16 protein-coding genes and 1 riboswitch are annotated in these 13,697 nt (G+C 67.3%); of the genes, 5 read left to right on the forward strand and 11 right to left on the reverse strand.

Annotation, left to right across the window (positions count from 1 at the left end; all coding sequences use genetic code 11):
- Positions 1-6: 6 nt before the first annotated feature.
- From DIE15_RS01020 to DIE15_RS01030, 3 genes are read right to left on the reverse strand one after another with little or no spacing between them, the layout of a single operon-like run.
- On the reverse strand, positions 7-999 hold the full coding sequence (locus DIE15_RS01020) for an NADP-dependent oxidoreductase (protein WP_124832048.1): 993 nt from the start codon (positions 997-999) through the stop codon (positions 7-9).
- A gap of 56 nt (positions 1,000-1,055) precedes the next feature.
- Positions 1,056-1,688, reverse strand: a complete 633-nt coding sequence (locus DIE15_RS01025; RefSeq protein ID WP_124832050.1) for a Dabb family protein — start codon at positions 1,686-1,688, stop codon at positions 1,056-1,058.
- Complete coding sequence (locus DIE15_RS01030; RefSeq protein WP_057925105.1) at positions 1,678-2,022, reverse strand: hypothetical protein; 345 nt, start codon at positions 2,020-2,022, stop codon at positions 1,678-1,680. The genes DIE15_RS01025 and DIE15_RS01030 overlap by 11 nt, the downstream gene beginning before the upstream one ends.
- A gap of 169 nt (positions 2,023-2,191) precedes the next feature.
- Between DIE15_RS01030 and DIE15_RS01035 the strand changes: the two genes are divergently transcribed.
- Together DIE15_RS01035 and DIE15_RS01040 are read left to right on the forward strand one after the other, a co-directional pair.
- Positions 2,192-3,238, forward strand: coding sequence for an AraC family transcriptional regulator (locus DIE15_RS01035; RefSeq protein WP_124832052.1), 1,047 nt, complete (start codon positions 2,192-2,194; stop codon positions 3,236-3,238).
- Positions 3,239-3,348: 110 nt separating this feature from the next.
- Positions 3,349-3,542: riboswitch (cobalamin riboswitch) on the forward strand.
- A 210-nt stretch (positions 3,543-3,752) separates the two neighbouring features.
- Positions 3,753-5,681 carry a TonB-dependent receptor domain-containing protein gene (locus tag DIE15_RS01040; RefSeq protein WP_124832054.1) on the forward strand — a complete coding sequence of 643 codons (1,929 nt, stop codon included), beginning with the start codon at positions 3,753-3,755 and terminating at the stop codon, positions 5,679-5,681.
- Between the two features lie 117 nt (positions 5,682-5,798).
- Here DIE15_RS01040 and DIE15_RS01045 read toward each other — a convergent pair whose 3' ends face one another.
- Positions 5,799-6,437 (reverse strand): LysE/ArgO family amino acid transporter, encoded by a 639-nt coding sequence (locus tag DIE15_RS01045; protein WP_124832056.1) that lies wholly within the window; start codon positions 6,435-6,437, stop codon positions 5,799-5,801.
- 115 nt (positions 6,438-6,552) lie between these two features.
- Here DIE15_RS01045 and DIE15_RS01050 point away from each other — a divergent pair, with 115 nt between their 5' ends.
- Positions 6,553-7,014, forward strand: a complete 462-nt coding sequence (locus DIE15_RS01050; protein WP_057925101.1) for an Lrp/AsnC family transcriptional regulator — start codon at positions 6,553-6,555, stop codon at positions 7,012-7,014.
- A gap of 63 nt (positions 7,015-7,077) precedes the next feature.
- A complete protein-coding gene (locus DIE15_RS01055) occupies positions 7,078-7,488 on the forward strand; it encodes a VOC family protein (RefSeq protein WP_124832058.1) in 411 nt (136 codons plus the stop codon).
- A gap of 95 nt (positions 7,489-7,583) precedes the next feature.
- Here DIE15_RS01055 and DIE15_RS01060 read toward each other — a convergent pair whose 3' ends face one another.
- Genes DIE15_RS01060 through DIE15_RS01070 form a run of 3 tightly spaced genes read right to left on the reverse strand, consistent with a single transcriptional unit; the run spans position 7,584 to position 9,407 of the window.
- The gene (locus DIE15_RS01060) at positions 7,584-7,937 is read right to left on the reverse strand and encodes a copper-binding protein (protein WP_124832060.1); all 354 of its coding nucleotides are present in this window, start codon (positions 7,935-7,937) and stop codon (positions 7,584-7,586) included.
- Between the two features lie 40 nt (positions 7,938-7,977).
- Positions 7,978-8,769 (reverse strand): DUF2182 domain-containing protein, encoded by a 792-nt coding sequence (locus tag DIE15_RS01065; RefSeq protein ID WP_057925099.1) that lies wholly within the window; start codon positions 8,767-8,769, stop codon positions 7,978-7,980.
- Positions 8,766-9,407, reverse strand: a complete 642-nt coding sequence (locus DIE15_RS01070; RefSeq protein WP_124832062.1) for a DUF1326 domain-containing protein — start codon at positions 9,405-9,407, stop codon at positions 8,766-8,768. The genes DIE15_RS01065 and DIE15_RS01070 overlap by 4 nt, the downstream gene beginning before the upstream one ends.
- Positions 9,408-9,751: 344 nt before the next feature.
- Between DIE15_RS01070 and DIE15_RS01075 the strand changes: the two genes are divergently transcribed.
- Positions 9,752-10,915, forward strand: coding sequence for an MFS transporter (locus tag DIE15_RS01075; RefSeq protein WP_124832064.1), 1,164 nt, complete (start codon positions 9,752-9,754; stop codon positions 10,913-10,915).
- A 23-nt stretch (positions 10,916-10,938) separates the two neighbouring features.
- Here DIE15_RS01075 and DIE15_RS01080 read toward each other — a convergent pair whose 3' ends face one another.
- The 4 genes from DIE15_RS01080 to DIE15_RS01095 form a co-directional block, all read right to left on the reverse strand.
- On the reverse strand, positions 10,939-11,187 hold the full coding sequence (locus DIE15_RS01080; protein ID WP_057925097.1) for a hypothetical protein: 249 nt from the start codon (positions 11,185-11,187) through the stop codon (positions 10,939-10,941).
- Positions 11,188-11,406: 219 nt separating this feature from the next.
- Positions 11,407-11,937 carry a transferase hexapeptide repeat family protein gene (locus DIE15_RS01085; protein ID WP_057925096.1) on the reverse strand — a complete coding sequence of 177 codons (531 nt, stop codon included), beginning with the start codon at positions 11,935-11,937 and terminating at the stop codon, positions 11,407-11,409.
- A gap of 3 nt (positions 11,938-11,940) precedes the next feature.
- Positions 11,941-12,891, reverse strand: coding sequence for an electron transfer flavoprotein subunit alpha/FixB family protein (locus DIE15_RS01090; RefSeq protein ID WP_124832066.1), 951 nt, complete (start codon positions 12,889-12,891; stop codon positions 11,941-11,943).
- A 16-nt stretch (positions 12,892-12,907) separates the two neighbouring features.
- On the reverse strand, positions 12,908-13,657 hold the full coding sequence (locus DIE15_RS01095) for an electron transfer flavoprotein subunit beta/FixA family protein (protein ID WP_124832068.1): 750 nt from the start codon (positions 13,655-13,657) through the stop codon (positions 12,908-12,910).
- Positions 13,658-13,697: the final 40 nt, after the last annotated feature.

Raw genomic sequence — 13,697 nt, forward strand, 5'->3', positions numbered from 1 at the left:
GCGGCGTCAGCCCGCGATATCCGCAACATGCAGCACGAACTTGGTTTTCGCGTCGCCCGTTTGAACGAGATCGAGTGCGCGTGCAGCCTGTTCGAGCGGGAAACTGTCGAAGCGCGGCACGCGCAACGCGCGCCGGCCGAGCCGTTCGGCGATCGATGCGAGCGTGGCGCCGCTCGGCATCCGGCTATACGTCATCGCGGTGCGCAGGCCGCGCCGCGCGGCTTCGGCATCCGTCGTAGCCAGCCGCTGCGCATCGCCCGCCGCGAGCGTCATGATGTTCACGAGCGTGCCGCCCGGTGCCAGCAGGTCGAGTGCGTCGGGCAGCGTGTCGCCACCGACCGCATCGAGCACGAGATCGACGCCGCCGGGCGCCCACGCCCGCACGACCGCGGCGATGTCCTGCGCGCGATAGTCGATGCTCGCCGCCGCGCCAAGCGATTCGACGCTCGCGCGGTTGTGCGCCGAGCACGTCGCGGCGACGCGCGCGCCCGCCTGGGCGGCCAGCTGGATCGCGAACGTGCCGACCGCACCCGCGCCGCCGTGCACGAGCACGGTCTGCCCCGCACGCAGCCCGCCGTCGTCGAACAGGCCGGCCCACGCGGCCAGCGCAGGCGTCGGCGTGGCCGCCGCTTCCGCGAAGCCGACCGCATCGGGCAGGCGCACGACGGAGTCGTGACGCACCGCGACGTATTCCGCATACGCGCCCCAGCGTCCCGCGCCGACGTCGGTCTGCGCGAACACGCGCATCCCCGGCGCGAAACCTTCGACACCGTCGCCGACTGCCTCGACCACACCGGCCCCGTCGAAACCGATCACGAACGGAAACGTCATCTGCATGAACGCGCCGAGATAGCCTTCGCGGCATTTCCAGTCGGCGGGATTGACGCCCGCGTACGCGACGCGGATCAGCACGTCGCCGGGGCCCGGCTTCGGTGCGGGAACGTCGGCCAGTCGCAGTGCGTCGGAATGACCGACGCAGTCGATCAGCAAGGCTCGCATGGTGGTGTCTCCAGTGTTGTCGTTTGCATTGCGGCGGGTCGTATGCGCGCCGCGCGTCACGCCGCCGTGTCGGCCAGCAGGCTCGACGCGAGCGGACAGAACGCATGCGAGATCGCATCGACCGTCCAGTCGGGGCTTTCGGCGTCGAATCGGCGGTCGACCCAGCCCCAGTGATACGGATGCAGCAGGTATTCGCCGAGCAGGTCGCCGACGTGCGCGAACTCCTGTTGCCAGACGTGGGTCCACCCGCCGGGCGCCACGCTCCGGCTCAGCCGCCAGTTGCGGATGCCGGGCATGAACGCGGGCATGCGCAGCAGTTCGCGCTCGAGGTCGCGCACGCGCGCTTCGCCGGCCTCCGGCCGCACACGCAGCATCAGCGTGCGCCATACGCCGTCGCGCAACGCCGGCTCGCGCAGGCCGCCGCCGATCGCGCGGCACGCGGCGCCGTCGATCCGCACGACGCCCGGCACACGCGACAGCGCGGTGAAATCCGTCGCTTGAACGGTCGCCCGTTCGTCGCGCAATACGTCGAGCGTGTAGCCGCCCGCGCCCCAGCAGCCTTCGAGATTGCGCGCGAGCGCCACGCGGGTTGCGCCGGGCAGCGCATGCGCGGCGTCGCGCAATGCACGTTCGAATGCGCCGGCATCGTCGATCGCCGAAACGTATATCTGGGCCGTGTCATGCCGCATGGTCGACCTCCGTCAGCGCGGGCAGCGGCGCATCGGCGTCCGTCATCACATGGCGGCGACGCGTGTCGCACAGCGCGTCGACGGCCATCCAGAACGCGACCACGTCGCCGTCGGTCAGCGCGCGCATCCGGTAGTACGACGGCGCGTCGGCAACCTGCCACGTCAGCCACAGCGTGCTCGGCTGCCCCGGCACCGCGACGGGCGGTGACACCCAGCGGCCGGCCGCCACGAGCCCACGCGCCGCATGGCCCGGCAGATAGCGGTCGTGCAGCAGCGCCAGCACGTCGGAAATGCGCTCGGGCGCGAGGGTGATTTCGTCTACGATCTGAATCATTCGCGGGTCGTCTCGGGTGGTTCGTGGCGGGAAGCAAAACCGGCCGCCTACGCCGTTCCGGCGAGGCCGGAAGCAACCGGCGTGGATAGCATTCTTGCGTGGCGACGGTCGGCGAACCCCTACCAGCCCGCTCACCAACCCCTGTCGCAACGCTCAGATCGGGAGAGACATGAAACAGCGCGCAATGCCGGCACGCGGCCGCGTGCTGCCGGGACTCGGCGCGCGCCTGCTCGACGAACTGGCGCGCAGCGGTGCGCCGCAGGCGCAACCGCGCGCGACGCCGGACGCAACGACCGCAACGGCAGCGACGCCCGGCGGCTTCGTCGCGCTGTACCGCGACGCGATCGAGCGGCTCGAGGCGCAGGTCGCGCGCGGCGACGGCCATCCGCCGATGCGCAAGCAGGAAGTCGACCTGATGTGCCGCTGCCTGCTCAGTTGCGCGACGCTCGCCGACGCGATCCGCTGTGCGGCCGAGTTCTGCGAGATGCTGACGCCGCGTGCCGGCACGCTGTCGCTCACGGTGCGCGACGCTCGTGCGACGTTCCGGATGGATTCGCTGCGCCGCACGCGCAGCCGGGCCGCATGCCTCGTCGATCTGACCGGGCTGTTCTGCTATCTGCAGTTGTTCGGCTGGCTGATCGGGCAGCCGCTGCGGCCGGACGAAGTCTGGCTCGGCCATCCGCGCCGCGACGACGCGATGCCGCTGCTCGGGCTGTTCAACGCGCCGGTCGACATCGGTCGCAAGACCTATGGATTCGCGTTCGATGCGGCGCGGCTCGATGCCCGCGTGATCCGCCAGCCGGGTGAGCTTGCCGCCTTCCTCGTCGATTTTCCGTTTCGTCTGATCGATGCGACGCCGGCCGTCGTGTCATGGGCGCAGCAAGTACGCGGCTTTCTCGATGCGGCGCTCGCGCGCGAGCAGGCGCTGCCGGCGCTCGCCGAGCTGGCGACGTGGCTGGGCGTGAGCGAGGCGACGTTGCGGCGGCGGCTGGCCGCCGAAGGCAGCGGCTATCACGTGTTGCGCGAGCAGTGCCTCGCCGACGTCGCGCGGCGCTGCCTGCGCGAGTCGGACTGGCCGGTCGCGCGGATTGCAGCGCATCTCGGATTTGGTGGCGAGGAAGCGTTTCGGCGGGCGTTCGTGCGATGGACGGGCATCGCACCGAGCCGATTCCGGCGCGATTGCGGCGCCGCCGAGATCCCGTTTCATCAGACATGAAGCGCGGTTCGGGCGCCTTGAGCGAAAGGAAATAGAAAAAATTCGCCGAACAATGACGTTTTTTCGCATCCCCGCGCGCTTCGATAATTGACGCGCCCGAGCGCTCGCCATTACGCTTGCGCGCTGATGGTTCCCGGAGACGGGATCAAAAGGGAACGCAGGAGAGGCAGCGCCTCGAATCTGCGGCTGCCCCCGCAACTGTAAGCGGCGAATCCGCGCCACTCCACGCCACTGGGAAACCGGGAAGGCCGGCGCGAATGACGACCCGCGAGCCAGGAGACCTGCCATCGACCCGAGGTCCAAGCAGCCGCACCGGGCGGGGTGTCCCGGCGCGCCAGGCACCGCCTTTGGCGGTCGCCCCGTTGCATGGACGGCCCGACCTCAGGATCCTTCGGATGTCCCATCTTTCCGCCTCCGCTTCCACGCCGGAAGCGTCGCGCCGCTGCGCCGCCGGCATGCGCGGCGTCTTCCCGCGCGTACGCCGTACCTGCAACACGATCACGCTCGCCGCATCATGAATCTTCGCCACCTTCTCGCCACGTCCGCCGCCACCGCGCTGCTCTCCCCGATCGCCCACGCCGCTGGCGACACGGCACCCGCGCAGCCGTCCCAGCCTGCAAATGGCGCCGACCTCCCGACGATCACCGTGACCGACACGCGGCACCTGCCCGAGTCGTTCGACCAGCGCTATGCGACGACGCAGGTGCTCACGCGCGCCGACCTCGACCGGCTGTCGCCGAGCGATCCGAGCATCACGCAGGCGCTCGCGACACTGCCGGGCGTGACCGTCTCGACGACCGGCGGCCCCGGCGCGTCGGCATCGGTCAGCATCCGCGGCTCGTCGGCCAGCCAGGTCGCGGTGTTCATCGACGGCATCCGGATCGGCTCGCCGACCACCGGCATCGCGCCGTGGGCCGACCTGCCGACCGAAGCATTCGAGCGCGTCGAGGTGATTTCGGGGCCGGCCGCCGCGTCGTTCGGTGCGAACGCAATGGGCGGCGTCGTGCAGCTGTTCACGCGCCGCGCCGCCGGCCAACCCAACCAGACGACCGTGTCGTTCGGCGGCGGCTCGAACAAGACCTTCGACACGCAGTTGCGCACGTCGGGCACCGTGCCCTCCACCGGGCCGCTCGCCGCACTCGGCGGACTCACCTACTCGCTCGGGCTGCACGACTACAACACGGCCGGCATCGACGCAACGCGGCCCGTGTTGCCATACCACGAGGACGGCCGCAATCCGTATCACGCGCAGGACCTCGATGCACGCCTCGGCTACGCACGCGACAACTGGTCGATCTCGACGTTCGCGCTGTATCACCGCTCCGACCTGTCCTATGACAACGCCGGCTTTGCGAACCGACAGCTCGATCATCAGCTGACGACCGGCATCGCGTTCCATCTCGACATCACGCCCGACACGCAGTTCGACCAGTCGTTCGGTTATGCGAACGACCGCCAGTTCCTGTATGCGAGCGACCCGTCCATTTCGACCGACCAGATCAACTCGCAGCGCATCAGCTCGTCGACGTCGCTGACGCATCAGGAACACGGCTTCCGCCTGTTCGGCCTGCCGCTGTCGGGCGAGACGAAAGTCGCGTACGACTTCACGCGCGAGCAGGCGTTCCTGCCCGTCGACATGCCGGAAGGCGTGCCGACGCGCAATGACTCCGCGTTCTCGCTGCATCAATCGGCGACGCTCGGCAGCGTGACGATGTTCGTCGCGGGCCGTCACGAGATCATCGCGGGGAAAGCCGTGAACACCGGCAACGCTGCGCTGTCGTGGGCGATCACGCCGGTGTACACGGCGCGCGTGTCGTACGGCAATGCGTTTCGCCTGCCGGCGTTCAACGACCTGTACTACCCCGGTTACGGCAATCCGAACCTGAATCCGGAGCGCAGCGATTCGGTCGAGGCCGCGCTCGACGCGAACACCGCGTACGGCACGTTCAGCGCCGCGATCTACGACACGCGCATCAACAACCTGATCGCGTACAACCCCGCGACGTTCTCGCCGATGAACATCGGCCGCTCGCATATCCGCGGCATCGACCTGTCGTACAAGGGCACGATCGGCCGCTCGACGCCGGCGAGCATCGCCGTCGGCATCCTGAATCCGCAGGACGAAACCAACGACAGCTGGCTCAACCGCCGGCCGCGCCAGACGGTCAGCGTGAATATCGACCACACCTGGGACGAACTGCACCTGCACGCGCTGAGCACGGGGGCAACGGCGAGCTACGGCGGCACGACATTCGACGACCCGGCCAACACGACGTATCTGCCGTCGTACCTGACCGTCAACCTGCGCGCGTCGTACAAGATCAATGCGCACCTGACGGTGTCGGCGACGCTGTCGAACCTGTTCGACCGCCAGTACATGACCGCGTACGGTTACAACACGCTCGGCCGCACCGCGTTCGGCAAGGTCAGTTATACGTTCTGACCGGGGCGGTCGGTGCAGCGGCGCCCGCGGTCGCGGGTGCCGCTGCGGACACGATTTCGGGTGCCGGATGCCGTCGTCGTGCGCGAGCGGGCGCGTTCGATCGCGCTGCGGTGCGCATCAGGACCATACGACGCCTCGCACACCCGCGATCAACTGGATCGCGCCAAACACCGCGATCACGACGGCCGACACGCGCGACAGCCCGTGCATGAACGTCAGCGACATCTTCGTGCGCAACACGGCGGTCGCGCCGCTCAGGCACAGCCACCACGTCGCGGAACCCAGGAACACGCCGACGACCATCAGCGCGACGGCCGCCCCCATTGCGTCGTCATGCGTGCCCGCCAGCGGGCCGAGCGCCGCGAAAATGCCGACGAACGACAGGATCGTCATCGGGTTGGACAGCGTCAGGCCGAACGTCGTCAGGAAATCGCGCAGCACGGTCGTGCGCGGCAAATCGCGTTGTGTCGCCGACGTGGCCGGCGCCTGCCGCGCGATGGTCCAGGCCAGCCACACGAGGAACGCGCCGCCGCCAATTTTCAGCGCGACGGTCAGCATCGGAAACGCGGTGACGATGCCGGCGACGCCCAGCGCGCCGAACAGCCCGTAGATCGCATCGGCGCATGCGGCGCCGATCCCCGTCGCGAACCCGGCACGAAAGCCGCGGCTCAGGCCCCGCTGGATGCACAGCATGCCGATCGGGCCGACCGGCACCGCGATCGACAATCCCATCACGACGGACTTGATGAACAGCATGGCCGGCTCCTCGCGACATCCCGTGGCTTGAAACGTCATCGTAGGGAAAGTCCGGTCGCCGCTGAAGGCGGTTTTTAAGGAAAAATGGCTGCTTCAGCTTAAAAACTCCACCACGATGGACGAACTCGACTGGAAGATACTCGCGCTGCTGCAGGCCAACGGCCGCATCAGCTACACGGAGCTGGCGCGCCAGGTTCACCTGTCGGTGCCGGCGGTGACGGAACGCGTGAAGCGTCTCGAGTCGGCCGGCGTGATCGAAGGCTACACGGCGCGGGTCAATCCGGCCGCCGCCGGGTACCCGGTAAGCGCGCTGATCGGCATCACGGTGCCGCAGCCGGCGAAGGCGAAATTCCTGAAGCTGCTGGAGACGATTCCCGAAGTGGTCGAGTGCCATCACGTAACCGGCGCGGATTCGTACGTGATGCGGTTCGTCGCGGTCAGCATGGCGCACCTCGAGCAACTGATCGAGCGCATCAACCTGTACGGCGAAACGCGCACGTCGATCGTGATGTCGACGCCGCTGCCGGCCCGCGGGCTCGCGCGTCCGGCTGCGCCGGTCAAAGGCATTCGGGGGTGACAGGATGCGGTTCGGTGCGCGATGCTGTGCACCGCGCACCTTGCAAGCACCGGACAATCTGCCATGACAGTGATCGGACTCAATCATTACAACCTGCGCGCGGATCGGGCGACGCTCGATACGCTGCGCGATTTCTACGTGAACGTCGTGGGCCTCGAGTTAGGCTATCGGCCGCCGTTCCAGAGCAACGGCTACTGGCTCTACGCGGGGACCCAGGCGATCCTCCACCTGTCGGAAGCATGGCCCGGCGAGGTGCGGCCGGCGCATGTCGTCAATACGTTCGACCATATGGCATTTTCATGCGCGGACGCTGTCGACATGGAACGGCGTCTCACCGACGCGAAGATCCGGTACTCGCGCACGTACGTGCCGCTCACGCGCCAGCTGCAGCTGTTTTTCACCGACCCGGCCGGCAATGGCGTCGAGTTGAATTTCGCGCAGCCCGACGACATTTCCGGTGACGATGCCGGTTAGCGCGGCACTGCCGTTTGCGTATTCATCGTCAGGCACCCTGCTTCCGCGGGGCGCGTGAAGGAAGGGGCATCAAGGCCATATCGGCCGGACGTATGTCACTGCCGCTTCACGAGCTTCACGATCGTAAGCGCGCCGTTCACGCGCTCGACCCGGACCTTGACCTTGTCGCCCACGCGCAGCGACTCGATCATCGCCGGGTCGCCGGCCTTGAACGCCATCGTCATCGGCGCCATCCCGACGTTCTCGAGCGCGCCGTGCTTCAGCGTCACCATCCCGCGCGCGGCATCGATCCGTTTCACTTCGGCATCGGTCAGCGCCGCGGCCGGTGCCGACATCTTCATGTCGCCCATGTTCATGTCGGACATGCTGCCCGCCGCCCGCACCTGTGCCGCAACGACGCCCATCGCACCGAGGACTGTGATGGCAATGGCAATGCATCGGATCTTCATCGAGATACTCCCGCGCGCGGCGGATGACGAATACGCCACCCTACACCAGCAACGTCGCGACGGCCCACGCGATCAGCACGACACCCAACGCGCGCCCGACGTACTCGCCGCCCGGCAGCACCTTTTCGACCAGTACGAACAGCGACAACGCGATGATCCACACGACGTTCATCACGCCGCCGACGAACAGCAGCGCCATCAGCAGCCAGCAACAGCCTACGCAATACGCGCCGTGGCGCACGCCGAGCAGGAAGCTGCCCGTGATTCCCGGCCGCCAGTACGTTGTGAGGAACCGCACCGGTGACCGGCATTGCCGCAGGCATGCCTGCTTCAACGGCGAGAACTGGTAAATGCCGGCCAGCGCGAGCACGATCGCGGACAGCATCGCGCTCTTCGACCACAGCATCATTCCGGAGATCAGGCCGGCAGGCTGCAGCAGCATCTGCAGCGCGGCCGCAGCGACCGAGAACGCGAACCACGATGCCAGATAGCCGGCCAGCAGGCAGGTCGACGTGAATGCCGCTCCCGTGCCCGCCGGATCGTGATGCCGCAGCACGCGCCGGTACAGCAGCACGAGCGGCGCCGCGCCGGGCGTCATCATCGCGATCATCATCACCCACCACATCAGGATCACGGTCGCCAGCGACGGGGCCATCGCGCCCATGTCGTCGGCCAGCCGATGCGGGAACAGCGCGACCGCCGTCATGTCCAGCGCCGACATGCCAGTGCCGGCGCCCGTCCACAGGTAGACCCAGCACGCGCCGACGAGCGCGGCCATGCCGAGCAGCGTGACGACGCGCTCGCGCCCGAGAACATGGTCGACGGGAATCATGCGGCGCGATGCCGGATCAGCCCGTGATTGTTCAGATGCAGCCGCGCGAACTGCGCGTAGCTCCGCTCGAGGTCCAGTTCGATGTGACCGTGCGACCGGCTGGTGCCCGAACCGATCTCGGCAATCTCGTATTCGAAGCCGTGCGGCAGGTCGATCCGTACGCGATGTTCGGCGCCCGTCACCGGGTTGCGGATCGGCTCGCCGACGACGTCGAACACGCCGTCGACGCTGATCCGGCCGCGCCGCGCATCGACATCGACGTCGAAATCGATCTTCGCGAAGATCGGATCGAACGCCTGTTCGAGCGTCGACGCGAACACGGCGAACATCGTCGCGAATGGATCGGTATCCTGACCGGTCATGATCTTCAGCACGGCCTCGCATTGCGCGGGACTCGCGCTTTCGTCGACGATCGGCTGGCAGCGGCCATGGCCTTCGTGAATCGGCCCCGGCCACTGGAACACGACCGCGATCCGGACGCCGTCGAGCACCACGTCGCCGTAGTGACCGCTGTCGATCGAAATCGCCCCCATCGCTTCGCAGTTGCCGTGCGTCGGCAGCGAATTGAACTGGCAGGGACAACCGTATGAGCAATTGCAGTTCATCAGCTCGGTTCCCTGAATCTCCCACGGCGTCATGGCGTCACCTCACGCGATCGATGGCACATAATGCTTCGAATCTAGTGCACCGCACAGGGGAAAGCAAAGGGCGCACGAGGCGTCTCGATCGCCCCAAAAAACGATGTCCGTGCAGCGTTCGACGGCGCTGATCCGACGAATTCGCCGCCGTCGTGCCACCGCCCCCGATGCAAGGCGCGCGGCACGAAACGGCGCGTCCGGTCGATCGTGTACGAGCGCGGCCCGACAAAAGCCGACAGCCCGGTCGCGTCACCACAAATGCGGGCATTCCGCAACGGTGCTGGTCCATACTGTTTCGCAATCGACGACGTCCCCGTTCGTCGCTGCCGTCCCGGATGGCTGTCATGCGCGTTCATAGTGCGTTGCTCTTTCTCGTCGGCACCCTGCTCACCGCGGGCGGCTATGGCGCCACCTTCCTGTTGTCGATGCGCTTTCACGCGATCGGCGGTAGCGATCTCAATACCGGCGCGGCACTGGCCGCCGCGACGGTCGGCACCTTCGCCGGCCTGTCGGTGGTCGGCTGGTTCTCGCAGCAGATCGGCACCGCGCGGATCGCCGCGCTGTCGTCGCTGTGCATCGGCGCCGGCATCGTCGGCTTCGCACTCGTCGGGCGTGCGCCGTCCGCCGACCTGCCGTCCGGCTTCCTGGTCGGCTTCGGCTGGGGTGCGTTTCACCTGGCCGCACCGATGTCGCTCGCCGAGCGAACCAGCGGCGCGGCTCGAAACGTGTGGTTCTTCCGGTCGGCAACCTTCCAGATGACGGGGATCGGCGCATCCCCGGCATTGGCCGCGTATGCGATGCGAATGCTCCATTGGTCGATCGACGACACGCTTTACGCGGTCGGTGCCCTGTGCGTGCTGGCGTCGCTGATGCTGGAGGCGTTCGGCCGCCTGTGTCCGCGCCCGCCCGCCGCCATATCGGGCGGCCGCTGGGTGCGCGACTTTCGCGCGATCTCGCGCACGCGCGCCGCCGTGCCGATCGCGATGATCGCGCTCGGCACCTGCGTGTTCTCCGGCCTGATGACGTTCCAGATGTCGTTCGCGCAAGGCACGCAGGCGCGGCCCGGCACATTCTTCAGTCTTTACACGATGACGGTGATTACCGCGCGCTGGCTGCTCGGAAGATGGGTGAGGCTGGCGCGCCCCGAAACGGCGACCAAGGGGCTGCTCGTGATGATGCTGCTCGGCGCACTCGCGATGTTCGGCGCAGCCGAACATGCGTCGTTCCAGTCCGTCGCGGCCGTCCTGCTCGGCGCCGGCTACGGCCTTATGTATCCGGTGATCCAGGCCCAGGCGGTCAACGATTGTGCGGACACGCAACGGCACGGCGTGCTGACGTGGTTCGTCGCGTCGTATTTCATCGGCACGTTCGGCTTTCCGTCGGTCGGCGGCTGGGTGATGGTGCACGCCGGCAAGGGCGCGTTGCTGATGCTCATCACGAGCTGCGGTCTCGCGGCGCTGTCGCTCGCGTTCCTGCACGACCGGCCGGCGCAGGTGCGCACGCAATAGGCGGCGGCACGACGCCGGCGCGGCTAACCGGGTTTCTTCGGCGCGCGTGCGACGGCGAACCACGCCATCGCCGCGCCCGCCACCCACGCGCAGGTCAGCAACAGGTCGAAGTCCATCATCCCTTCGAAATTCGCGCTGTTCTCGAAGCTGCAATGCCGGCTGCGGAGGAATTCGATGCAACCGCTGACGACCCACTGGACGTGCATGAATACGTGATAGACGGCAAAAGCCGAAGCGATGATGGCGACGCGCAGGCGTATAGTCGTGTTCATTCGGCGCCGGAGGCGGTGGGCTGGTCTGACGCCGATCTTAAGACAACGACGCCGTATCAGGCAATCGATCCCGCGCGAACGTCACGACCGGCATGCACGAGCGCGAATCGCCATCCGCATAAACCCCGAGAAAACCCATGGTGTCGCGCTTTCGGCGCGGCTTCGTTCGACGCTCGTCGCTTGCGGATTCACGGTATTCATGCCGGTGAACGACGGTTGTTACGCGTCGTCGATCTGCCTGAGCGTCTTCAGGCAATCCACCGCCAACTGCTGATAGATCCGCGTGCCGTTCGCCTTCGCGTCGATCTCCGCCTCGCTCAGCCGCCGCACGACTCGCCCCGGCACGCCCGCGAGCAACACGCCGCGCGGCACGTCGTACCCAGCCTTCACGAACGCGCACGCGGCGACGATCGTCGTCGCGCCGATCGTCGCGCCGTCCATCACGACCGCGTTCATCCCGATCATGGTGTCCGGTTCGAGCGTCGCGCCATGCACGATCGCGCCGTGGCCGACGTGGCTGTTCACGCCGAGCCGGCACGTCTCGCCGATGCCGACGTGCAGCACGCAGCCGTCCTGCACGTTGCTGCCGACGTCGACGACGATCGCGCCGAAGTCGCCGCGCAGGCTTGCATGCGGGCCGATGTAGCAGCCCGCGCCGATCGTCACGTCGCCGATCACGACCGCGCTCGGATGAACGTACGCGGACGGATCGACGCGCGGGCGCATGCCGTTGAATTCGAACAGCGGCATCGCTCAGAGCACCGCGGCCGCTTCGGGCACGAGCGTGAACAGGTCGCCGACGACACCGTAGTCGGCCACGCTGAAGATCGGCGCGTCCGGATCCTTGTTGATCGCGACGATCACCTTCGAATCCTTCATCCCGGCCAGATGCTGGATCGCACCCGAGATGCCGACTGCGATGTACAGCTGCGGCGCGACAATTTTCCCGGTCTGGCCGACCTGATAGTCGTTCGGCACGTAGCCCGCATCGACTGCCGCGCGCGATGCGCCGAGTGCGGCCTGCAGCTTGTCTGCCAGCGGCTCCAGCACCTTCGTGTAGTTCTCGCCGCTGCCCAGGCCACGGCCGCCCGACACGATGATGCTCGCCGACGTCAGCTCCGGACGATCCAGCTTCGTCACTTCACGGCTCACGAACTGCGACTTGCCTGCGTCGGCTGCCGCTTCGATCTTCTCGACCGCTGCGCTGCCGCCTTCCGCCGCAACCGGATCGAAACCCGTCGTTCGCACCGTGATCACCTTGACCGGATCGCCCGACTGTACCGTCGCGATCGCGTTGCCCGCGTAGATCGGACGCTCGAACGTGTCGGCTGAAACGACCGCCGTGATGCCCGAGATCTGCGCGACGTCCAGCTTCGCGGCGATGCGCGGCGCGATGTTCTTGCCGTAGGCGGTGGCCGGCGCAAGGATATGCGAGTAGTTCGATGCGACGGCCAGCACCGTCGCTTCGACGTTCTCGGCAAGACCGTCCGCGAGCTGCGGCGCGTCGGCCAGCAACACCTTCGAAACGCCCGCGATCTTTGCCGCTGAGTCGGCCGCGCTCTGTGCGTCATGGCCTGCAACCAGCACGTGAATGTCGCCGCCAATGGCCTGCGCCGCCGCCACCGCATTCAATGTCGCGGCCTTGATCGGCGATGCGCCGCCTGCCGATGCAGCATCGTGCTCGGCAATTACCAGAATCGTCATTTCTTTCCGCTCTCTCTTACAGCACCCTGGCTTCGGTCTTCAGCTTGTCGACCAGCGTCTTCATGTCCGGCACCTTCACGCCCGCCGCGCGCTTCGGCGGCTCGTTCACCTTCAGCGTCTTCAGGCGCGGCGTCACGTCCACGCCCAGGTCTTCCGGCTTCATCGTTTCCAGCGGCTTCTTCTTCGCCTTCATGATGTTCGGCAGCGTCACATAGCGCGGCTCGTTCAGGCGCAGGTCGGTCGTCACGACCGCGGGCAGTCGAAGCGACAGCGTTTCCGCGCCTCCGTCGACTTCACGCGCGACCGTGGCACGCCCATCGGCGATCGTGACCTTCGACGCGAACGTCGCCTGCGGGAGACCGGCCAGCGCGGCCAGCATCTGGCCGGTCTGGTTCGAGTCGTCGTCGATCGCCTGCTTGCCGAGGATCACCAGCTGCGGCTGCTCCTTGTCGACGAGCGACTTCAGGATCTTCGCGACGGCCAGCGGCTCGACGCCATCGATCGCTTCGACGAGGATCGCGCGATCCGCACCGATCGCGAGCGCCGTGCGCAGCGTCTCCTGCGCTTGCGCCACGCCCACCAACACGGCCACCACCTCCGTCACGACGCCGGCCTCCTTCAGCCGCACGGCCTCCTCCACCGCGATTTCGTCGAACGGGTTCATCGACATCTTCACGTTCGCGATATCGACGCCGGTGCGGTCGGACTTCACGCCGACCTTCACGTTCGCGTCGACCACGCGCTTCACTGCCACGAGCGCTTTCAACTGCCTGTCTCCTTATATCTTCGATTTGCTTCAAACTTCA

Origin of the sequence: Burkholderia sp. Bp9031 (assembly GCF_003857965.1) — a bacterium.
GTDB classification, from domain to species: domain Bacteria; phylum Pseudomonadota; class Gammaproteobacteria; order Burkholderiales; family Burkholderiaceae; genus Burkholderia; species Burkholderia ambifaria_A.

Bases quoted from the DNA above. Each gene is read 5' to 3' on its own strand.
- DIE15_RS01055 (WP_124832058.1), top strand. From the start codon at position 7,078: ATGACAGTGATCGGACTCAATCATTACAACCTGCGCGCGGATCGGGCG.
- DIE15_RS01040 (WP_124832054.1), top strand. From the start codon at position 3,753: ATGAATCTTCGCCACCTTCTCGCCACGTCCGCCGCCACCGCGCTGCTC.
- DIE15_RS01045 (WP_124832056.1), bottom strand. From the start codon at position 6,437: ATGCTGTTCATCAAGTCCGTCGTGATGGGATTGTCGATCGCGGTGCCG.
- DIE15_RS01035 (WP_124832052.1), top strand. From the start codon at position 2,192: ATGAAACAGCGCGCAATGCCGGCACGCGGCCGCGTGCTGCCGGGACTC.
- DIE15_RS01060 (WP_124832060.1), bottom strand. From the start codon at position 7,937: ATGAAGATCCGATGCATTGCCATTGCCATCACAGTCCTCGGTGCGATG.
- DIE15_RS01070 (WP_124832062.1), bottom strand. From the start codon at position 9,407: ATGACGCCGTGGGAGATTCAGGGAACCGAGCTGATGAACTGCAATTGC.
- DIE15_RS01050 (WP_057925101.1), top strand. From the start codon at position 6,553: ATGGACGAACTCGACTGGAAGATACTCGCGCTGCTGCAGGCCAACGGC.
- DIE15_RS01025 (WP_124832050.1), bottom strand. From the start codon at position 1,688: ATGCGGCATGACACGGCCCAGATATACGTTTCGGCGATCGACGATGCC.
- DIE15_RS01065 (WP_057925099.1), bottom strand. From the start codon at position 8,769: ATGATTCCCGTCGACCATGTTCTCGGGCGCGAGCGCGTCGTCACGCTG.
- DIE15_RS01085 (WP_057925096.1), bottom strand. From the start codon at position 11,937: ATGCCGCTGTTCGAATTCAACGGCATGCGCCCGCGCGTCGATCCGTCC.
- DIE15_RS01030 (WP_057925105.1), bottom strand. From the start codon at position 2,022: ATGATTCAGATCGTAGACGAAATCACCCTCGCGCCCGAGCGCATTTCC.
- DIE15_RS01080 (WP_057925097.1), bottom strand. From the start codon at position 11,187: ATGAACACGACTATACGCCTGCGCGTCGCCATCATCGCTTCGGCTTTT.
- DIE15_RS01090 (WP_124832066.1), bottom strand. From the start codon at position 12,891: ATGACGATTCTGGTAATTGCCGAGCACGATGCTGCATCGGCAGGCGGC.
- DIE15_RS01020 (WP_124832048.1), bottom strand. From the start codon at position 999: ATGCGAGCCTTGCTGATCGACTGCGTCGGTCATTCCGACGCACTGCGA.
- DIE15_RS01075 (WP_124832064.1), top strand. From the start codon at position 9,752: ATGCGCGTTCATAGTGCGTTGCTCTTTCTCGTCGGCACCCTGCTCACC.